Raw genomic sequence first — 21,300 nt, forward strand, 5'->3', positions numbered from 1 at the left:
CGGTCGGGGACGGCTGGACTTCCAGCGTGCGCAGGTTACAGCGGTGGGTGCGGCTGGGCTTCCAGCCTGCGCCGGCTCCAGCGGTGGGTGCGGCTGGGCTTCCAGCTTGCGCCGGTACCAGCGTGGGGTCGGCTTGACCTGGGGCCCCTTGCGCGTGCCTTCATTGGCCGGGCGGGCACGGGATGAGTCCCGGCCCACGCGGACGAGCGTATGGCACGCGCACCCCAGGTAAAGTCGACCGTTTCGTGTGCGCCTTGCGTTAGGTGGGGGTTGCGTTTTTCGGCGTTGCGGGCGCCTGGGAATTCACCCCTTAGAGCCATGATCCACTATTTAAACGGCGTAGAATAGAGACATGGACCCTGATGTTGTTCTCAAAACAGCGTTCACGGACATAGGTAAGGCCGTAGCCGACTTTTCCGTGACCCTGCTCGACTACATTTCCGACCTCGATCCACGAGACCGGGAATTCTCCGAGGAGATCCTGATGCGTGAACTGCGCGTATCGAGGGTCAAAGCAGCCAGGCTCATCGACCGAGCCACCGATCTCACCTCCCGCCCAGGAGTGTTGAAGGCGATGGCCGAAGGCCGAGTCGACGAGGGCAAGGCACTCATGATCATCGATCTGCTCCGAGTCCTCTCGGTCGTGCACGCCGCGATCGCCGAGGAAGCGTTGTTGGCGCACGCGGAGAAGAACCCGTACTCCACCACCCGCCAGTACGCGGTCAGGTTCATCCACCGCTTGGACCCGACCGCAGCCGAGCGTCGGTTTCAGGAGAAGCGCAAGACGCGCCTGGTGGAGAAGATCAACCAGGACGACGGCATGGCCCTGCTCCGGGTCCTCATGACCGCCCACGACGCGGCGATGGTCTATGACCACATCAACCGCATCGCCCGCTCCCTCCCGAAAGACGACCGCACCCTGGATCAGAAACGCTCCGACATCGCCCGGGACTTGTTGCTGGGCAGGGACACTCCGGCCCCGCAGGGCCGGACGATGGTGTACCTGACGATGCCGATCACCTCAGCCCTCGGTCTCACCCAGGACCCCGCGATCTTGGGCGGCTACGGCCCCATCCCCGCACCCATCGCGAGGGAGATCGCAGCGGGCGGTGTCTGGAAACGCATCCTCACCGACCCCGTCACCGGAGCGGCTGAAGAGATCAGCAACGTCTACCGGCCCACCGCCAAACAGCGCGAGCTGATTGCCGCCCGCTATCCGACCTGCATGGCGATCGGCTGCAACCAACCCGCACACCGCTGCGATCTTGATCATTGCCGTCGCTACAACGGCGAGAACACCACGATCGACAACCTGAGGCCGAAGTGCCGTCGGCATCACCGGATGAAGACGCACTCCAACTGGACCTGCACCAACCAAGAGGACGGCACCCACACCTGGACCACACCGAGCGGCAAGACCGAGGACGTCCACCCCACGCCCATCGCCGAACCGGCGCCGTTCTGACGAGCGGACCGTCAGTCGCGCACGACGAACACGCACTCGTTCCGCTCGGCGGCGCTTCGGTACAGCCAGGCGTACTGCGCCAGCAGGTCGACGAGCATGTCGAGGTCCCACGGCGCCTTGTACACGTGACCGGCGATCATCGCCTCGACGTCGAACACCTCCCGAGCCGAAGAGATCATGCGCTCGATGTGGGTGGCGACAGCGGCCGCTCGCTCCGGGCGGACGAACCTGAGCGGAACTCCTTGGGTGGCCGTGGCACCGGAAGAGAACGTTGTGGCGCCGAGTACCGCGACATGGCCCAGATCGTCCGGAACCGGCTCCTTGCCCTCCCTCCGCTCGCGGAGAGCAGCCAGAGAACGGCGTCCCACGCCTGCGTGCTGAACGTCCTGTCCAGGATGCCGGGGTGCCCGCGCATCACCTGGCGAACGGCCGGGCCGAGCGCTCGCCAGGTGATGTCTTCCTGCTCCTGCGCGTCAACAGCAGCGAACCTGCCGAAGAACTGCAACGCCTCGGCGAAGTCGCGGTCGACCATCGCGCGCGCCAACAAGGGCTCGTACGGGATCGCTCGGTACTCGGCGCTGAGACTCACTCCGAGATGCTAAGCGATCACACGGCGAACGTCGGGCGGTACAGGTCGACCCAGTGGTAGAGGTCGAGAACGCGCTCCAAGCCCTGCCGAACGGGACCGGAGACGGACGTGGCGCTGACGGCCGAGCGCAGCCAGGCGCGGTCGATCAGCGCGAACACGGGATTGTCCTTCTCCGACAACACGTCGGCGGCCTGAGCTTGCAGAGCGGTGACGTACTGGTCGGACTGGACGGAGGGGTAGGGGCTCTTCACGCGATCCGCCACGGATTGGGGGAGCACGTGGCGAGCCGCCGCGCGGAGGAGGCTCTTCTCGCGGCCGTCGAAGTGCTTGAAAGCCCAAGGGGCGTTGTAGACGTACTCGACGAGGCGGTGATCGCAGAAGGGGACGCGCACTTCGAGGCCGGTGGCCATGGACATGCGGTCCTTGCGGTCCAACAGCGCCCGCACCAAACGGGTCAGGTGCAGGTGGCAGATGACGCGCATCTGCCGCTCGGAAGCCGACTCGTTGTCCAGGAACTCCACCTCCGAGACCGCGGACGCGTACTGGTCAGCGACGTAGGAGTCGAGATCGAGGTCGAGGTCCTTGCGGAGCACAGCGGTGCGGTCGGTGTTGATGGAGTGCGAGAACGTCAGCCACGGGAACGTGTGGGTGGCCTTGGTCTGGAACCAGGGGTAGCCGCCGAACAGCTCATCGGCGGACTCGCCGGAGAGCGCGACGGTGGACTCCTGGCGGATTGCCTTGAACAGCAGGTAGAGCGAAGCGTTGATATCGCCCAAGCCCAACGGGATGTCCCAGGCGCCAACGACGGCGCGGCGCAGCGACGGGTCGGAGAGCGCGGTGGGATCGAGGACCACGTTGGTGTGCTTGGAACCGACGAAGTCGGCGACCTCGCGGACGAAGCCGGAATCGGAAGTGGTGCGCAGCTCGTCGGGGGTGAACTCACCGGTGAAGTCCACGGAGAACGTGCGCAGGTCGGGGATCGCCTTGGCGGCGAGGCCGGTGATGGCGCTGGAGTCGAGGCCGCCGGACAGGAGAACGCACTGGGGCACATCGGCGACGAGTTGGCGGGCCACGGTGTCGGTGAGAAGATCGCGGACGGTCTCGATCGTGGTGTGGCGATCATCGGTGTGCTCAGCGGTGTCCAGCGACCAGTACCTGTGGGAACGGAGTCCCGAACGGGTCAACGTGAGCACAGTCCCAGGTGGGACTTCGTTCATGTCCTTCCACAGGGACCAGCCGGGTGCCTTGGTCTGGCCGAACAGCTCTTGGAGGCAGGAGCGGTCGATCACCCGCGAAGCCAGCGGGTTGGCGAGGATGGACTTCGGCTCGGAGCCGAACAGCAGGCCGTCCGAAGTGCGCTGGTAGTACAGGGGTTTGACGCCGAGGCGGTCGCGGACGAGCACGAGCTTCTGCTCCCGCGAATCCCACAGGGCGAAGGCGAACATGCCGTTCAGCCGCTCCGCGACGGCCGCGCCCCAACGGAGGTAGCCGCGCAGGACGACCTCGGTGTCGCTGCGCGTCCGGAAGTTCTGCGAACCCAGTTCCTCGCGGAGCTCGGTGAAGTTGTAGACCTCGCCGCTGTAGACGAGTGTGACGCCGTCGGCCTCCATGGGCTGGGCGCCGCCGTCCAGGTCGATCACGGCGAGGCGGCGGTGCCCGAGCGCGACCTGCGGGCGCAGCCAGGTTCCCGCCGCGTCAGGACCTCGTTGCGACAGGGTGTCGGTCATCGCGGCGAGCACGTCGGCGTGCTGGGTGAGATCGGTGTCGTAGGCGGCCCAACCGGTGATGCCACACATCGTTGGTCCCTAGGGGTGGAGGCGGACGGGGAGGGCTTCGAGACCGTGCATCTGCGTGCTCTTGCGCCAGCGCAGCTCGGAAGCGTCGACGGCCAGCTCGATGCGCGAGAACCGGGCCAGCAGGTGACCGATCGCGATTTCGCCTTCGAGGCGGCCGAGCGGCGCCCCGACGCAGTAGTGGATGCCGTGGCCGAAGCCGAGGTGCGCGCCGGTCGGCCGGGTGATGTCGAGCTTGTCGGGCTCAGGGAACCTTGTGGCGTCACGGTTTCCGGCCAGCAGCGACACCATGACGAACTCGCCCTCGGGGATCTCCACCTCGCCGACGCGCACCGGGGCAGTGGTGTAGCGCGGAGACGCCATGTTGTTCGGCGTCTCGTAGCGCAGGAACTCCTCGATGGCGTTGGGCAGCAGCCCGGGGTCCGCGCGCAGCGCCGCGAGCTGCGATGGGTGTTGCAGCAGCCCGAGAACACCGTTGCCGATCAGGTTCACGGTCGTCTCGTAGCCGCCGATGAGCAGGATGAACGTCATCGCGATCAGCTCGGGGACCGACAGCTGGTCACCGCCCTCCGACGCGTGCACCAGCGCGGAGAGCAGGTCGTCGGTCGGCGTCGCCCGCTTCTGCTCGGCCAGGCCGGCGAGGTAGCCCGCCATCGCACCGGAGGCCGCGCCGATCTGCTCCGGCGGCGCGGTCGAGACCATCGCGTTGGACCAGCCGCTGAACTGCTCCTGGTCCTCGGCGGGAATGCCCATCAGCTCGCAGATCACCATGATCGGCAGCGGCAGCGCGAACGCCTTGATCAGGTCCACGGTGTCCACAGTGGACATGTCGGAGAGCAGCTGGTCGGTGATCTCCTCGATGCGCGGGCGGAGCCGGGCGATCGTGCGCGTGGTGAACGCCTTGTTGACCAGCTTGCGCAGCCGCGTGTGATCCGGCGGGTCCACGTTGAGCATGTGCGCGGCCAGCGAGCGGGAGAACTCGATCTTCTTGCCCTCGGCCAGCAACCGTTGGTGCTCGAGGCGGTCGTAGACGCCGTCGCTGCTGAGCCGCGGATCGGTGAGCAGCGACCGCGCCTCGGCGTGCCCGGTGACCAGCCACACCCGCATCCCGTCGGGCATCAGCACCGGGCGCGCGGGCCCTTCCTGGCGCAGCCGGTCGGCGAGCTCGTGCGGGTTCTGCAAGTACTCCGGGCCGAGCCGGGGCAGCTCCTCTACGTCCTGCATGGTCGTTCCTCCAGAAGCAGCGCGGGCAGGTCCTCCGGCCGCGCGAGCACGTCATCGGTGCGCCCGCTGACGGCCACCCGGCCGTCGACGAGCACGAGAATGCGGTCGGAGACCGCGGCGGCAACGTGGGCGTCGTGGGTGATGAACACGACCGCGAGCCCGTGCCGCTGCCGGAGCTCGCCCAGCAGGCCGAGCACGCCCGCCTGCGTCGAAGCGTCCAGCGCTGAGGTGATCTCGTCGCAGACGAGGACTTTCGGTCGCGCGGCGAGCGCCCTGGCGAGCGCGACGCGTTGCCGCTGACCGCCGGACAGTTCGCCGGGAAGACGAGAAGCGAACTCGGCGGGGAGCCCGACCGCGTCGAGCAGGCGGTCCACCTCCGCGTCGTACGGCTTCCGCATCCCCCGGATCTTGCGCAGCGGCCGCACCAGTGCGGTGCGGACGTCTTGACGGGGGTGCAGCGACTCCGCCGGATTCTGCGGAACCAGCTGGACGTCCGAGCCCGACACCGACCCGTCGCTGGGCTTGTGCAGGCCGACCAGGCACCGCGCGAGCGTGCTCTTGCCGACGCCGGAGGCACCGAGTACCGCGAGGCACTCACCCTCACGAACGTCGAGGTCGACGTCCTCGAGCACGCGGTTCGAGCCGTGGCCCGCGTGCAAGCCGTTGACTTGCAGAGCAACCTGACCATCCGAAGCGGACGGTGTGCGCGGAACCTCGGTTCGGGTCGGCGTTGAACCGTCCACTGTGAACACGCGGTCGACGAGACTGTCCACAGTGTCCAGATCGTGGCTGATCCACAACAGGGCGACACCGCTGTCACGGAGCCGCTTCAGCTCCTCCAGCACTTCTGCCTTGGCCAGCACGTCGAGCGCGGTGGTCGGCTCGTCCAGCACCAACAGCCGTGGTTCGCGCGCGAGGGCGATGGCGAGCGCGACGCGCTGTTGCTGGCCACCGGAGAGCTGGTGCGGGTAGCGGCCGACGAGCGTGGAAGGAAGCCCGACGCGCGCGAGCGGCAGGTCGGCGCCGACCTTCGCGTACGGGTTGAGCAGCAGGCCCGGGTCCTGGCCGAGGTAGCCGACGACACCGCCGCGCACTCCGGGATGTGGGGTGGGAAGCATCGCGTGGCCGTCCACATAGGACTGACCGCCGACGTGCCGCACTCCGGGGCGCAGGTGACCGAGCACCGCGAGGGCCAGGGTGGTCTTGCCGGAGCCCGACGGGCCGAGCACTCCGACGGCCTCGCCCGGCGCGATCGTGAGGTTCACGCCGTCCAGCAGCAGGCGGTCATCGGCCGCGAGGGACAGATTGTCCAGCTCTACCAGTGGTTTCATCCGAGCATCCCCCTGGAGCGCCGCGCCACGCGGTCGGCGAAGAGGTTCGAGCTCACCGCGAGCACCGCCACGCCGAGCACGGGCACGAGCAGCGCCCACGGTTGCAAAGCGGCACCGGGCAGCGCCTCCACGATCAACAGACCCCAGTCGGAGTCCGACACGCTCAACCCGAGGAAGCCCGCTGCCGCAACAAGATGGACCGACGTGACGAACCGCATCCCGGCGTCAGCCAACACGGTCCCGCCCACGAGAGGCAGGATTTCCCGGCCGAGCAACCACGCCCAGTTCTCCCCGCGCGCGATCGCGATCTCCACGTGCGCACGCCCGACTACCTGCGCGGCGGCTGCTTGCGTGACCCGCGCCGCGAGCGGAGCGCCGACGACCGCGACGGCGAGAACGAGCCCCACCCGGTCGGGCATGGCGGTCAAAGTCAGCAGCAGCACCAGAATCGGCGGCACGGCGGCGATCGCGTCCAACGGCCACATCAACGCCTGCCGCTTGGTGAGCGCCACGGCCAGGCCGACCGCCGCGCCGAACAGCACTCCGGCCAGCGCGGCGGCGAGGCTGGTCAACACCAACGGCCGACCGCCGTGCAGCATGCGCGACAACACGTCGCGGCCGAGGTGGTCGGTCCCGAACGGCAGCGCCCAGGTCGGCCACGAGTACGGCACTCCGACCGGCTTGGTCGGTGAGTTCGCGGCGAACTCCGGCCCCAAGAGCACGATCAGCGCCGCGATCGCGGCGAACGCGCGCTTCACGAGGCGGTCCGAAGGCGCGGGGTGAGCAGGCGGATCGCCACATCGGCGAACAGCAGGGCGAGCACCATGGCGCCGCCGAGGATGAGCGTCAGCGCCTGCACGACCGGGAGGTCTCCGGACTGCACCGACACCACCAGCAGCTCACCGATCCCCGGGTAGCCGAAGACCTTCTCCACCAGCACTCCACCACCGATGAGACTCACCCCGGTCACCAGCCAGACCTGCACGGCGACCGGTAGCACCGCCGGGACGACCGCCGTGCGGAACACGGTTCGCGATGGAACCCCGTTCAGCCGCATGAACTCCACGTGCGGCGACCGCAGCGCTGTCGAAGCCGTCGAGCGGATCACCCTGATGGCATAGGACATGCCGAGCGCGAGCAGGCTCAACACGGGCAGCACCAACGCGGACGGGTACGCGAGCGGACTGGAACCGGCCGGAATCAACGACACGGCGGGGAACCAGCCGAGCGTGATCGCGAACAGCAGCACCATGCCCACGGCCAGCACGAACTCCGGGATCGACGCCAGCACGAGCGCTCCGGCCGAGACCGCCCGGCGAGTCGCGGCGAGCAGACCGAGCCCGAGCGACAGCGGGACGAGCAACGCCAGGCTGAGCCCGGCCAGCAGCACGGAGTTCCCGACGCGGTCGCTCAACATCTCCGACACCGGCTTGCCCGTCGCCGACCGGCCGAGATCTCCCTGGACGAGGCCGCTGACCCATTCGCCGTAGCGCACGAGCACCGGCCGGTCGAGACCGAGCTGATGCCGTGCGGCCGCAACGCGTTCCGGCGTCGCGGTCGGGCCGAGCCGCGTGGTCACGGGATCACCGGGGAGCAGTTCGACGCCGACGAAGACCAGGAACGACAACAGCGCGAGCAGGACCGCCCCGGTGGCCAGCCCGCGGATCACGCCAGTCCGGCTTTGCCGAGGTACGGGTACTTGGCGAGACCGCGTACCTCGACGCCCGCGACGGCCTTGCGCTCCAGGCTCAGCGTGTCGGCGAGACCCCAGACGATCGTGTTGCCGCGATCGGTCATCACGTCCTGCACGGTCGTCCACGCCTTGCGCTTCGCGGCGTCGTCGACCGCGGCGAGCCCTTCCGCGAGGGCGGCGTTGAGCTGCGGGTCGTTCAGCGCGAGCGACGGGTAGGCGGCCAGGCGCGCGTAGGTCACCGGCAGGGGCAGCGCGCCGATGGAGAACGTCACGCCGTGGCTCGCCGCCATCGCCTTGGGCTCGAAGAACTCGGCGACGCCGACGATGTCCGGCTTCACCTTGAGCCCGACCTCGCGCAGCTGCTCGGCCAGGAGCTGGGTGGAGGCGTTGTAGCCGACCTCGTACTCCGTCGAGCGGATGGTGATCGACGCGCCCTCGGCCCCCGCCTCGCGGAGCAGCTTCCGGGCCTCGTCGACGTTGCGCTGGACGGGAGGGCGTTCCGCGAAGTACTCGGTACCGAATCCGTAGAGGTCGTTGCCGGGCTCGCCGTAGCCGAGCAGCACGCTGTCCACAAGGGACTGGCGGTCGACGGCGAGCCGGATCGCGCGGCGGGCACGCGGGTCGTTGAACGGCGCGATCGTGGAGTTGAGCACGAAACCGAAGCCCACGCGGTGCTTGCGACCGGCCGTGCGGACCTCGATGTCCGGGCTGCCGCTGCCCGCCTTGGCCATGCTGAACGGGATGTCACCCGCGTAGTCGGCCTGCCCGGTGCGAACCGCGTTCACCTTGGCCTGCGGGTCCGTCAGGCTCAGCAGGACCAGTTCGTCCGCGGTACCGGGAGAGTCCCAGTACCGGTCGAACCTGGTCAGCCGCGCCTCGCGGCCGGCGTCGAAGGCGGCGACGCGGTAGGGGCCGGTGCCCACGGCGGTGGTCGGGGTGAAGGAGGTGGCGCCGTCCTTGACCACCTTGGTCAGGAACGCGGCGATGATCAGCGCCGGGTCGCCGATCGGTTGCAGCGTCGGCACGACCAGCGTCCGGTCGTCGCGCACCTGCACCTTGGCCAGGTCGAAGTAGCTCTGCAGCTCGCTGGGCATGGGGCGCTCCGGCGCGCTCATGTAGCGGAAGCTGTAGGCGACGTCCTTGGCGGTGAACGGCGAACCGTCGTGCCAGACCACACCGTCGCGGAGCTTGAGCACGAAGGACTTGCGGTCCGCGGCGGGCTCCGCCGACAGCGCCAGGCGCGGGGTCGCGCGGCCGTTCTCGATGGAGAACAGCGAGTCGAAGAGCACGTCGTTGCGGACGAAGTCCACCGGCGACATCGAGTCGAACGGGTTGAGCGTGTCCGCGGTGCCGCCGCCGGTGAACACCGCGCGCAGGCTGCCGCCCTTGCGGGGCAGGCGCCCCGGGGCGTTCTCCACCGGCGCCGGGCCCGGGGCGGTGGGGCCGCAGCCGCCGAGCAGCGTCGCGGTACCGAGCGCGAGCCCGGCCGAGCGCAGCAGGGCACGACGACTCAACGGCATGGGGAACCTCCGGGACGGGCACAGCGGGGAGTGTTAGGTCGACCTAAGCGCGGTCAAGGTAACAAGCTGCCCAGGTGAGTTCAACGGGCAGATTTCAAGAGCGCGCTTCGTCACGTGAACGATCTGTGACCGGGGCGAACGCTGCGTGACCCGTGCGTACATCAGCATGTGACGATGCCGGAATCCGCGCTTACTGTGCTGGTGCGCCAAGGAAAACTGCGGCCAAACGCGAATCTTCGACCGTCCACTGTGTACACATTCGGGCGTTCGCATGGGTTCTGGATCACGTGCTGATCCGCTCCCTCGATATTTGGTAAGGGTTACCTTAGTCTCTTGAACGATGAACAAGAGCTTCGTCTGGAGAGGATCGCGATGAGCCCACGCTGGCTGCGCTGCCGCACCCCCCGTGCCGCCGCGCGCACGCGACTGGTCTGCTTCCCGCACGCGGGGGGCTCCGCGAGTTTCTTCGGCCCCTGGGGTGCCGGGCTGCCGGAGGACGTCGAGCTGTGGGCCGTGCAGTTCCCCGGGCGCGAGGACCGGATCGCCGACGCGGTCCCGGCCTCGATGGCCGAGGTCGTGACCGGAGTGCTCGCCGACCTCGGGCCGCTGCTGGACCGCCCGCTCGCCCTGTTCGGGCACAGCATGGGCGCGGTCGCGGCGTACGAGGTCGCCCGCGCGCTCGAAGCCCGCGGCGAGGCTCCGACCAGGGTTTTCGCCTCCGCGCGGCACGCCCCGGACGAGCTGGTCGGCGGTGACGTCCACCTTCGCGACGACGCCGGGCTGGTCGACGAGGTGGTGCGCGTGGGCGGTGCCGGGGCCGAGGTGCTGAAGGCGAATCCCGAGCTGTGGCCGGTGTTCCTGCCCGCGATCCGCGCCGACTACCGGGTCGAGGAGACCTACCGGCACCTCGCAGGAGCACCACTGCGCGCGCCGATCACCGCCGTGGTCGGCGAGCAGGACAGCGAGGTGACGCCCGCGCAGGCCGAGCGCTGGCGCGACTTCACCACCGGTGGTTTCGACCTGCACGTCGTGCCTGGTGACCACTTCTACCCCGTGCGGCACAACGCGATGCTGCTCGACTTGCTGACATGTCAACTGAACAAGAAGGACGTCCTGCGGTGACCATCGACCTGTTAGGCACCGTGGCGTCCGTGCTCAAGGTGCCCGCGGAGTCCCTTGACGAGCACGCGAACCTCATCGAGTCCGGCATGGACTCCATCGCGATGATGCGGGTCGCCGGCAAGCTCCGCCGCGCTGGCGCGAAGGTGAGCTTCGCCGACCTCGCCGAGCGCCCGGCCGTGGCCGCGTGGCGGGAACTGTTGGGCGAGAAGGCTTCCCCGCTGCCCAGAGCGGAGGTCGACGAGTTCGCGCCGTTCGAGCTGGACCCGCTCCAGCACGCGATGTGGATCGGCCGCGAGGAAGGCGTCGCCGCGCACTTCTACGCCGAGTTCGAGGTCGAGGACATCGATCCGGAGCGGCTGGAGGCGGCTGTCCGTACGGTGATCGACCGGCACGGAATGACCCGCGTTTCCGTTGACGCCAATGGACAGCAGCGTATTTCGCCGTCCAGTGATTGGCCCGGCCTCAAGGTGCACGACGGCGACGTTCGGGCAGAGCTCTCCGAGCGGATCGCGGACGGCCGGGTCTTCGACGTCCAACTGTCGCGTGTGGACGGACGCTACCGGGTGCACGTGAACCTGGACATGGTCGCCGCCGACGCGATGAGCCTGCGCATCCTGGTCAACGACATCGCCCGCGTCTACCACGGCGAAGTGTTGCCGCCCTTGGACTACAGCTTCCCCCGCTACCTCGCCGACCGGGCCGCCAGCCGTGACGTGGAGCAGGACAAGACGTGGTGGCTCGACAAGCTCGGCGAGCTGCCCGGAGCACCGTCGCTGCCCGTGTTGCCCAGCAAGGACCTGCGCGTCGAGCGGCGTCAGTTCTGGTTGGACCCCAAGGCTTCTGAGCAGCTGCGTGAGCGCTCGCGGAGCTTGGGTCTCACTCCGGCCGTTGTTCTCGCCACTGCCTTCGCCGAGGTCGTCGGGGCGTGGAGCAGCGAGCAGAACTTCCTGCTGAACATCCCAGTTTTCGGCCGCGAGCCGCTGCACGACGACGTCGATTCGTTGGTGGGCGCGTTCTCCAGTTCGGTGTTGCTGGGTGTGCGCACGGGATCTCCTTTCGTGGACGCGTGTCGGCGCGTCCAGCAAGACCTGCGCGAGGCGTCGAGCCACTCCGGGTTCACCGGCGTGGATGTGCTGCGCGAGCTGACCCGGGCCAACGGAGACCAGGTTGTCGCGCCGGTCGTTTTCGCGAGCACTTTGGACTTCGGCGAGCTGAACGGCCTCGGACGGCCGGTGTGGATGATCTCGCAGGGGCCGCAGGTGTGGCTCGACGCGCAGGTCACGGAGCTGGACGGCGGCATCCTGCTCAGCTGGGACGCCCGCGAGGCGTTCTTCGCCGAAGGCGTGCTCGACGCGATGTTCGCCGCCTTCACCGGCCTCGTCACCGCCCTGCCCTGGGACGAGCCGATCGGGACTTTGGGCACGATCAGGCCCGGGACTCGCGGTGAAGCGCCGGGAAAGCCGCTGTACCAGAGGTTCTTCGAGATCGCGGAGGCCGAGCCCGAGCGCACGGCCCTGGTGTGGGGCGAAGACGGCACGATGAGCTACGGCGATCTGTCGCTGAAGGCTCGCCGGGTCTCCACGATGCTGATGGCGCAAGGCGTTCAGCCCGGTGACGCGGTCGGCATCACGCTGCCCAAGGGAGCGGACCAGGTCGTCGCGGTGCTCGGCGTGCTCGCGGCCGGGGCCTACTACATTCCGTCCGGAGTGGACGTTCCCGCCGCGCGCCGGGCTCAGGCGCACGCCGCCGCGAAGGTCGTGCTGACGGAGTCCGTGCTGGCCGACGCGATCGACCACCGGCCACTGGACTCCGTGGTTTCGGTGTCCGGCGAAGACCTGATGTACGTGATCTTCACTTCGGGCTCGACCGGTGTGCCCAAGGGCGTTGAGGTCCCGCACCGCGCGGTCTCGAACACGATCGAAGCGGTGAACGAGCACTTCGGTGTCAGTCGGGATGATCGCACGATCGCACTGTCCGCTCTGGACTTCGACCTCTCCGCCTACGACCTGTTCGCGTTCCTCTCCTTCGGTGGCAGCGTCGTCCTGCTCAACGAGGAACAGCGCCGCGACGCGCACGCGTGGGCGGAGCTCATGCGGCGGTGGGACGTCAGCGTGGTCAGCTGCGTGCCCGCCCTGTTGGACATGCTGATCGTCGCGGGCGACTTCGGCGACCGCCTGTGGCTGGTCATGCTCGGCGGCGACTGGGTGACCGTCGACCTGCCCGGGCGGCTCCGCGAGCTGAGGCCGGGCTGCCGGTTCGCCGGGCTCGGCGGCATGACCGAGGCCGCCATCCACGCGACCGTCTTCGAGGTCGACGAGGTCGATCCGAACTGGAACGCAGTTCCGTATGGAACGCCGTTGCGGAACATGCGATGTCGTGTTGTTGACGCGCACGGCCGCGACTGCCCGGACTGGGTCGCGGGAGAGCTGTGGGTCTCCGGAGCCGGTGTCGCTCGCGGCTACCAGAACGACGTCGCCCGCACTGCGGAGAAGTTCGTCGAGTTCGACGGAGCGAGGTGGTACCGGACCGGCGACCTCGCCCGGTACTGGCCGGACGGCACGGTGGAGTTCCTGGGCCGCACGGACCATCAGGTCAAGATCCGTGGTCACCGCATCGAACTGGGGGAGATCGAGGCAGCGCTGACCGCCTTCCCCGGCGTGGCTCAGGGGATCGCCGTCGTCACCGATGAGCGCCGGATCGCCGCCGCCATCACGATGGCACCCGACCGCGACCTCATCGCGTCCTTTGTGGACTACCTGCTGGAGATGGCCCCCGACACCGACTCGCCCTCGGTGACGCAGTGGCTCGTCGGCCGCGAACCCGCGCCGTGGAGCACTGTGCGGTGGCAGGGCGGGCCGTTCGCGCACGCGCTCGCCGAGCGCACGGACGAGCTCGTGGCGATCCTGCACGGCGATGGCGACATCACGGAGTTCGACCGCCTCGGAGAGGTGGATCTCCAAGCCCTGCAAGCATCTTTGGCTGAGCGACTTCCCGCAGTGATGGTGCCGGACCGCGTGGTCGTCCTGCCCGCCCTGCCGATCACCGCCAACGGCAAGATCGACCGCGCGGCGCTGAAGCGCGAACTGTCCATGAAGGACGCTTCGGAGGAGCTCACTCCGCCGCGCGGCCCCGTCGAGGAGACCGTTGCCGCCGCGTGGTCGGAGCTGCTGGGTGTGCCAGTGCTCGGGCGCGAACAGAACTTCTTCTTGCTGGGCGGGGATTCCCTGCTGGCGACCCGCCTCGTCGGCAGGCTGAACGCGGCGGGACTCGGCAACGTCGCGCTGGCCGGGCTGTTCGCCAACCCGACGCTCGCCGCCTTCGCCGCGACCCTGACCGAGGGTGTCGCGCTCGTCACGCAGGTCGTCGCCGACCCCGCCAACCGCTTCGAGCCGTTCCCACCGACCGACGTGCAGCGCGCGTACTGGATCGGTCGCGGCGAGGACTTCACGCTCGGCGGCATCGGCAGCCACTTCTACCGCGAGTACGCCGTCCCGGACCTTGACGTCGTCCGGCTCGAAGCCGCCGTGAACGCGCTCGTGGCCCGGCACGACATGCTCCGCGCGGTCTTCGACGAGCACGGGCAACAGCACGTGCTGTCCGAGGTGCCCGCCTACCGGGTGTCCACTGTGGACAACCTCCGCGAGGGGATGTCGCACAAGGTCTTCGACCCGGCGGTGTGGCCGCTGTTCTCCGTCAGCGTCTCCCGGGACGGCGTGCTCGGCATCGGCACGGACAACCTGATCTTCGACGCGCTGAGCGTGCTGACGTTCTACTCCGAGCTGGGCGCGCTCTACGCCGATCTCGACGCCGAACTGCCGCCGGTCGGCATGTCGTTCCGGGACTACGTCCTCACTGGGACTCCGTCCGCTGACAAGGCCGAGGAGTACTGGACCGCGCGCCTGCCCGAGCTGCCGCCCGCGCCGCAGCTGCCGTTGGCCGTGGACCCCGCCGAGGTCGAGCGCCCGCGTTTCGTTCGCCGGGAGTCGGTGCTCGACGCGCGGCGGTGGGAAGCGATCACCGAACGAGCCCGCGAGTGCGGCGTCACGCCTTCGGCGGTGCTGATGTCGGCGTTCGCCGACGTGCTCGGCCGGTGGAGCGGGCGGGCCGACCTCACCCTCAACGTCACGCTGTTCGACCGCCGTGAGGCGCACCCGGACATCGCCAACGTGATCGGCGACTTCACCTCGTTGATCTTGGTGGACCACCACCCGGTGGCGGGGGAGGCGTGGGCCGATGGCACGCGCAGGCTCCAGGAACGCCTGTGGGGAGCCCTTGATCATCGCGAGGCGTCGGCGGTGTGGGTGCTGCGCGAGCTGGCCAGGCGCGCGGGCGAGGCCGAGGTGACCATGCCGGTGGTCTTCACCAGCGCGCTCGGCCTGCCGTTCCCGGAGAACTCCCTGCTGGCGGAGCCGGTGTGGGGGATCTCGCAGACCCCGCAGGTGTGGCTGGACCACCAGGTGTCCGAAGTGGACGGTGGGATCGCGCTCGTGTGGGACGCCGTGGAGGAGCTGTTCCCGGCGGGCATGGTGGACGCGATGTTCGCCGCCTACCTCCAGGAACTGGACTGGCTGGCGAACTCCGACTGGTCGGCTCCGGCCCCCGACCTGCTGCCCGCGAGCCAGCGCGGAGTGCGCGACACCGTCAACGCGACCGAGGGTCCGCGCTCGGAGGTGTTGCTGCACCAGGAGTTCTTCCGCATTGCGGAGGAGTCGCCGTCGCTTCCCGCGCTGCTGTGGGGAACTGACGGTTCGCTGAGCTACGGCGCGCTCGCCGCTCGTGCGCGCCGGGTGGCGTCCTTGCTGTTGGCGGAGGGGGTGCGGCCGGGGGAGACGGTCGCGGTCACCCTGCCCAAGGGCGTCGACCAGATCGTCGCCGTGCTCGGCGTCCTGGCAGCCGGTGCGGCTTACGTGCCCATCGGTGTTGATCAGCCGCCGGTGCGGCGCGAGCGCATCCTCCGGCTGTCCGGGGCGCGCGTGGTCGTCACGCCGGAGCTGGTCAGGAAGGCGGAGAGCGCCGAGCCCGCACCTGTCGTGCTCGGTGCGGACCGGCTCGCGTACGTGATCTTCACGTCCGGCTCGACCGGTGAGCCCAAGGGTGTGGAGATCACCCACTTCGCGGCGATGAACACCATCGCGGACGTGAACTCGCGCTTCGAGGTCACGGCCGCGGACCGCGTGCTGGCGGTGTCCGCGCTGGACTTCGACCTCTCGGTCTACGACGTGTTCGGCCTGCTGTCGGCCGGGGGCGCGGTCGTGCTGGTCGAGGAGGAGTCCCGCCGCGACGCCCGCCGCTGGCTGGAGTTGGTGCACCGGCACGGAGTGACCGTGTGGAACTCCGTTCCAGCGTTGCTCGACATGCTGCTCATCGTCGGGGACCGCGTGCCACTGCGGTTGGTGCTGGTCTCCGGTGACTGGGTCGGCCTCGACCTTCCCGGCAAGCTGGGCTGCCGGTTCGTCGCGCTCGGCGGTGCCACCGAGGCTTCCATCTGGTCGAACCACTTCGAGGTGGGTTCGGTCGACCCGTCATGGAACTCGATTCCATATGGGTTCCCGTTACGCAACCAGCAGTTCCGCGTGGTGGACGACTTCGGCCGCGACTGCCCTGACTGGACGGCCGGGGAGTTGTGGATCGGCGGCGCGGGCGTCGCACTGGGCTACCGCGGCGCGCCCGAGGCGACTGCGGCCCAGTTCGTCGGCGGGTGGTACCGCACGGGCGACATGGGCCGCTACTGGCCGGACGGCACCCTGGAGTTCCTGGGCCGCCGCGACCACCAGGTCAAGATCCGCGGTCACCGCATCGAGCTCGGCGAGGTCGAAGCCGCTCTGCAATCCCACCCCGCAGTGGGCCAGGCGGTGGTCAGCCAGACCCTGACGGCGGCCGTCGTGCCCGCTCCGCTCCCGCCGACCACGTCGATCAGCGGCGTCGTCGAGACCGTTGACCTGGGCGACCAGGCCGCCGCGGTGGCACCTCTGCTCCGCGAACTGCTCCCGGCTGCTTCACCGCAGCTGCGCGGACTCTGGGAGAACTGGCTGGCACATCAAGATCCCGCGCGCACAGGCCAGCACGCGGTGGTCGACCACATCTGGCAGCGACTCGACTGGTTCCGCGGAGTGCTGGAGAGCGGCACCGCCGCGGAGATCCTGACCGACCCGGTCCTGGCGCCCGCCAACGCCGGTGCGGAGAGCGTGCCGGTGATCGCTCGCGAGATCGCTGAGCTGGCGAAAGAGCTGGGACGGCCTGTTGAGGTCGTGGAGCTCGGCGGCCGTGAAGGTGTTGCCGCGCAACGACTTCTCGCGGAGCTCAAGCCTTCTGAGGTGCGCTACACGCTGATCGATCCGTCCACGTCGATGGTCCAAACAGCGGCGCGGCGGCTCGACGGAGTGAACTGCCAACGCATTCCCGAAGATCGAGTGCCGGAGTCGTTGCGGCACAGGTTCGACGTGGTGCTCGCGCACAACGTTCTGCACCGCTACACCGACGTGCGCCATGGGATCGCCGTCGCGGGGCTCCTCGCGCGCAGCGGCGGTCGGGTGATCGCGGTGGAGCCGACCGTGCTGGCGCCCATCGGCCTGCTCACGGCGGCGGTGCTGGAGAACGGCTTCGAAGGGCTCGACGCGGAGCGCAGGGCCAACGGGTCGCCGATGCTCGACGCACGGCGGTGGGCGGAGCTGTTCGCCGAAGCCGGGTTCACGGAGGTGGTACTCCGTTCCGTCGGGGACTCCGGCCTGGCAACCGTCCAGGGTCGTCGACCGGCCGACGCGGTGGACGTCGATCTCGACGACGTGCAGCGCCACGTCGACGGTCGCCTGCCCGCGCACATGATCCCCGAGCACATCGAAGTGCTGCCGTGGTTGCCGCTGAGCGCCAACGGCAAGGTCGACCGTTCCGCGCTGGCCGCCCCTACTGATGAGACCGCGGGGGAAGCCCCGCGCGGCGAGGTGGAGACGCGGCTGGCGGCGATGTGGTCGGACCTGCTCGGCGTCAGCGACATCGGGCGCGACCAGAGCTTCTTCGCGCTCGGCGGTGACTCGCTGCTGGCCACGCGGTTCATCCAGGAGGCGGAAGCGCGCTTCGGCGTGGTCATGCCGCTCCGCCAGTTGTTCGCCGCGCCCACGATCGCCAGCACCGCCCCGGCGTTCGAGGTCGACATCGAGGAGGGCGAGCTGTGATCGCGCTCCTCGGCGCCACCGGCGCTGTCGGCAGGCACGTCCTCCGCGCGCTGCCCGGCGAGGTTCGGGCGGGCAGTCGATCGTCCGGTGTGGACGTTCACGACGACCGGTCCCTTGCGGAGTTCGTCGCCGGTGCCTCGGTGGTGGTGAACTGCGTCGGCCCGTCGCACCAGACCGCCGCTCGCGTCGCCGAGGCCGCCGTGAACGCCGGGGCCGACCACGTGGACGCCGGAGGCGCTGACGCCGTTGTCGATCCGCGAGGTCAGCGCGTTGTCTTCGCGGCAGGGGCTTCGCCGGGCCTGTCCGGGCTGCTTCCCCGCTGGCTGGGCTCGCGCGGAACGAGGCTGACGATGTACTGCGGAGTGCTCGACCGGTTCACCACAGCTGGGGCGGAGGACTACCTCAACGGGGTCAACGAGCCCCTGGCGGCGTGGCGGAACGGCCAGGTGAAGCGTGGTGCGTTGACCCGTGTGTCCGATGTGGACATTCCGTTCTTCGACGAGCCGGTGTCGGCCTTCCCGTTCATGGACGCTGAAAACGAAGCCGTCGCTCGTTCACTGTCGCTTGTGGACGGTGACTGGTACAGCGTCGTGGAGGGCAAGCACCTCCTGCGTGCGCTCGGCGAGCGGAAAGGCCTGTGCGAGGCTTCCGCGCTGGACCTCGCTGGCCGGAGCCCGAGGGTGACCTTCGTGGCTGAACTCGACGGCCGGACCGCCGTGTTGCGCGCGGGCAGCGTCGCGGAGTTGACGGCGGCGATGACCGTGGCCGCCACCAAGGCAATCCTGCGCGGCGATGTCCCTTGTGGACTCCACCGCGCCGCGACCGTGCTGGAGCCCTTCGACGGCTTGGACGTGACGGTGTTCGACGCGCCGCTCGCCGACCTCGTTGTCGAGGAGGGCGCGCTGTGAAGGTCCTCGTTTGCGGGACGACCTTCGGGCAGTCCTACCTCGCCGCCATCGCCCAGCTCGCCGGGAACTTCGAGCTGGCCGGAGTCCTCGGGCGCGGCAGCGAGCGTTCTGTCGCCACCGCGCACCGAGCCGGAGTGCCGCTCTACACCGCCGTCGACCAGCTCCCCGATGACATCGACCTCGCGTGCGTGGTCGTGCGCTCATCGTCGATGGGCGGGCCGGGCAGCGAGCTGGCGCGGGAACTGCTCGCGCGCGGAATCAACGTGCTGCAAGAGCAACCCGTGCACCACGACGACCTCGCCGAGTCGCTCCGCGTCGCGCGCAGGAACAACGTGACCTACCGGCTCGGCGATCTGTACGCACAGCTGCCTGCCGCGCGCCGATTCGTCGCCGCAGCAAGGGAACTGGGCAGGCCGCTGTACGTGGACGCCGTGTGCGGGGTGCAGGTGTCCTTCCCGCTGCTGCACGTCATCGGCGACGCTCTCGGCACCGTGCGCCCGTGGAGCTTCACCAAGCTCATGGACGGCGAGCCGTTCTCCGTTGTGGGCGGCCAAATCGGCGGTGTTCCGGTCACTCTGCGCGTGCAGAACCAGATCAACCCGGACGACCCCGACAACCATATGCACGTGCTGCACCGGATCACCATCGGCACCGACAGCGGCACGCTCACGCTCAACGACGCGCACGGGCCGGTGTCGTGGACGCCGCGGCTGCACATCCCGGAGTCCGTCCGCACGTCCTTCGACTTCACCGCGCCCGACGCCGCGCACCTCGCCGAGCCGTGCACCACGCAGCTGGCGGGAAATCCTGGCAGCTACAAGGAATTCCTCACCGAGGAGTTGCCCGCGGCAATCGGCAGAGACCTCCTTTCGATGGTGGAGGGCGCGCGGCCGGACCAGTACCACCTGACGCTGTGCCGGATGTGGCAGGACCTGACGTCCCAGCTCGGCTACGCGTCCCTCCTCACCGGGCTCCCTCAGTGACGCGCGACGAACAGGTATTGCGACATCGGCGACAGCGGGTGCGCGTCGTCGGGCGTGACGTCCACAAGGGACAGTCCGGCCCGGTCGATGGCCTCGACCCACTGCTGCCGCGAGAGGAACGTGGTGCCGCTGCGCAGCCTGGCGTCCTCGGCGGCGGTCATCATGAACGCCTGGGAGATCAGGATCTCGTAGTACTCACGGGTGGGCTCGATGATCAGCAGCGAGCCGCCGGGCACGAGGAGGTCCTTGAGCCGCTTGAGGGTCGCGTCGGCGTCGCGTGCGTTGTTGAGCACGCCCGCCGCGATCACCGCGTCAAAGGTACCGAGGCCCTCGGGGTTCTCGGTGTCAATGTCGTAGATCCCGTAGCGGACCCACGGGTGCTCGGCGAAGCGCTCCTTGGCCGTGGTCAGGAAGAACGCCGACAGATCGGTGAACAAGTAGTCGGTGGCCTGCCCGGCCAGGTCGCGGATCACGACCTCGCTCGTCGCACCGGTTCCCGCGCCGACTTCGAGGATGCGCTTGGCACCGAGTCGCTGAACGTACTCGCTCACGCGGGCGTTGAGGTGCCGCGCGACGGCGGTGTCCCGGTAGAGCGCGTCGGCGATGTCCGTGCGCCCCTCGGGGAACAGCAGCAGCGTCGCCTGCTCCTCACCGGTCATGAGCTGCGGCAGCCGCTCCGCGTTGTGCCGGAAGTACGCGGCGACCTCGGCCGCGCCGAGATGCCCCGTCCACAGCTTCTCCGAGGCGTCCCAAGCCTTTTCGACCGCGTCACGGCTGATCGGCTCGGTTCCCAAGAAGCGATCACCTTGGCGGGCGAGGACTCCGTGCTCGGTGAGCGCGACGAGCCAGCGCTGCACGACACCGTGGTGCCGCTCCGCGACGCGCGCCGCATTCAGGATCTCCTCGGCGGAGTGGCTGACAGCGGCGTCGCGGAGCACGCCGTTCGCTTGCAGGGTAAGCAACATCGACGCCAGCACGGCGTCACGGAAGCGCGCGACGAACTGCTCGACGTGATCGAGGGTGAGAGTGTCCACACGGGACAGTGCTGGTCCGGGGAGGTCGAACCGCGCGGGCTCGCCGACGTAGTAGATCCGGTTCAGCTCGGACAGGTCGGTCATCGGCGCGGACGGCTCGGAGTTCAAGCGCTCCACCAACTTCGACGGCAGCGTCACCGCCGTGGCACCACTGCGCTCCAGCAGCGCGAGCGTGCGCGCAGGGTGGGCGTCGGGGTCACCGAGCACGACTGTGCCGCCCGCGAGCAGCGTCGCGAGCACGATGTCGCTCCCGGCTCCGCGCAGCGGGAACAGTACGAGATTGCGTTCCGTGCGACCGCCGAAAGCCTCCAGCCACGGGCCAACCCCGGGTGCTCCGGAATCGAGAGCTTCGCGCAATTCGGGGGCCGACCGCAAAGCGTCGTCCTCATCGACGCGACGGCGCAGAAAATCGATGTCGGTGACGTTCATGCGGTCACCCTAACTCGTCTAGCTGCGTGGATGTCAAGAA

Annotated in this window: 14 protein-coding genes; 5 read left to right on the forward strand and 9 right to left on the reverse strand. The window is 69.1% G+C overall.

Features of this window, described 5'->3' with window-relative positions; genetic code table 11:
• Positions 1 to 418: 418 nt before the first annotated feature.
• Positions 419 to 1,465 (forward strand): HNH endonuclease signature motif containing protein, encoded by a 1,047-nt coding sequence (locus CCN37_RS14405; protein WP_168200667.1) that lies wholly within the window; start codon positions 419 to 421, stop codon positions 1,463 to 1,465.
• An 11-nt stretch (positions 1,466 to 1,476) separates the two neighbouring features.
• Here the strand turns inward: CCN37_RS14405 and CCN37_RS39840 are convergent, their stop codons facing one another.
• The 8 genes from CCN37_RS39840 to CCN37_RS14440 are packed head-to-tail and all read right to left on the reverse strand — an operon-like array spanning position 1,477 to position 9,615.
• Positions 1,477 to 1,644 carry a hypothetical protein gene (locus CCN37_RS39840; protein ID WP_168200668.1) on the reverse strand — a complete coding sequence of 56 codons (168 nt, stop codon included), beginning with the start codon at positions 1,642 to 1,644 and terminating at the stop codon, positions 1,477 to 1,479.
• Entirely contained in the window at positions 1,641 to 2,054 is a 414-nt protein-coding gene (locus tag CCN37_RS14410; RefSeq protein WP_086821275.1) for a hypothetical protein, read from the reverse strand. The genes CCN37_RS39840 and CCN37_RS14410 overlap by 4 nt, the downstream gene beginning before the upstream one ends.
• A gap of 17 nt (positions 2,055 to 2,071) precedes the next feature.
• The gene (gene asnB / locus CCN37_RS14415) at positions 2,072 to 3,850 is read right to left on the reverse strand and encodes an asparagine synthase (glutamine-hydrolyzing) (RefSeq protein WP_086821276.1); all 1,779 of its coding nucleotides are present in this window, start codon (positions 3,848 to 3,850) and stop codon (positions 2,072 to 2,074) included.
• A 9-nt stretch (positions 3,851 to 3,859) separates the two neighbouring features.
• Positions 3,860 to 5,071, reverse strand: a complete 1,212-nt coding sequence (locus CCN37_RS14420; RefSeq protein ID WP_086821277.1) for a cytochrome P450 — start codon at positions 5,069 to 5,071, stop codon at positions 3,860 to 3,862.
• Complete coding sequence (locus CCN37_RS14425) at positions 5,059 to 6,402, reverse strand: ABC transporter ATP-binding protein (RefSeq protein ID WP_086821278.1); 1,344 nt, start codon at positions 6,400 to 6,402, stop codon at positions 5,059 to 5,061. Before CCN37_RS14425 ends, CCN37_RS14420 begins: the two co-directional genes overlap by 13 nt.
• On the reverse strand, positions 6,399 to 7,160 hold the full coding sequence (locus tag CCN37_RS14430) for an ABC transporter permease (protein ID WP_086821279.1): 762 nt from the start codon (positions 7,158 to 7,160) through the stop codon (positions 6,399 to 6,401). Before CCN37_RS14430 ends, CCN37_RS14425 begins: the two co-directional genes overlap by 4 nt.
• The gene (locus CCN37_RS14435) at positions 7,157 to 8,071 is read right to left on the reverse strand and encodes an ABC transporter permease (RefSeq protein ID WP_086821280.1); all 915 of its coding nucleotides are present in this window, start codon (positions 8,069 to 8,071) and stop codon (positions 7,157 to 7,159) included. Before CCN37_RS14435 ends, CCN37_RS14430 begins: the two co-directional genes overlap by 4 nt.
• Positions 8,068 to 9,615, reverse strand: coding sequence for an ABC transporter substrate-binding protein (locus CCN37_RS14440; RefSeq protein WP_086821281.1), 1,548 nt, complete (start codon positions 9,613 to 9,615; stop codon positions 8,068 to 8,070). Before CCN37_RS14440 ends, CCN37_RS14435 begins: the two co-directional genes overlap by 4 nt.
• Positions 9,616 to 9,987: 372 nt before the next feature.
• Here CCN37_RS14440 and CCN37_RS14445 point away from each other — a divergent pair, with 372 nt between their 5' ends.
• The 4 genes from CCN37_RS14445 to CCN37_RS14460 are packed head-to-tail and all read left to right on the forward strand — an operon-like array spanning position 9,988 to position 19,797.
• Positions 9,988 to 10,737 (forward strand): thioesterase II family protein, encoded by a 750-nt coding sequence (locus CCN37_RS14445; RefSeq protein ID WP_086821282.1) that lies wholly within the window; start codon positions 9,988 to 9,990, stop codon positions 10,735 to 10,737.
• On the forward strand, positions 10,734 to 17,906 hold the full coding sequence (locus CCN37_RS14450) for a non-ribosomal peptide synthetase (protein WP_246843045.1): 7,173 nt from the start codon (positions 10,734 to 10,736) through the stop codon (positions 17,904 to 17,906). Before CCN37_RS14445 ends, CCN37_RS14450 begins: the two co-directional genes overlap by 4 nt.
• Positions 17,903 to 18,814, forward strand: coding sequence for a hypothetical protein (locus tag CCN37_RS14455; RefSeq protein ID WP_086821284.1), 912 nt, complete (start codon positions 17,903 to 17,905; stop codon positions 18,812 to 18,814). The genes CCN37_RS14450 and CCN37_RS14455 overlap by 4 nt, the downstream gene beginning before the upstream one ends.
• Positions 18,811 to 19,797: a Gfo/Idh/MocA family oxidoreductase gene (locus tag CCN37_RS14460; RefSeq protein ID WP_168200669.1), complete on the forward strand. Its 987-nt coding sequence runs from the start codon at positions 18,811 to 18,813 to the stop codon at positions 19,795 to 19,797. The genes CCN37_RS14455 and CCN37_RS14460 overlap by 4 nt, the downstream gene beginning before the upstream one ends.
• Here CCN37_RS14460 and CCN37_RS14465 read toward each other — a convergent pair.
• Positions 19,791 to 21,260, reverse strand: coding sequence for a methyltransferase (locus CCN37_RS14465; protein WP_086821286.1), 1,470 nt, complete (start codon positions 21,258 to 21,260; stop codon positions 19,791 to 19,793). The genes CCN37_RS14460 and CCN37_RS14465 overlap by 7 nt on opposite strands.
• Positions 21,261 to 21,300 lie beyond the last annotated feature (40 nt).

Origin of the sequence: Allokutzneria sp. NRRL B-24872 (genome assembly GCF_002155965.1) — a bacterium.
GTDB lineage: Bacteria > Actinomycetota > Actinomycetes > Mycobacteriales > Pseudonocardiaceae > Allokutzneria.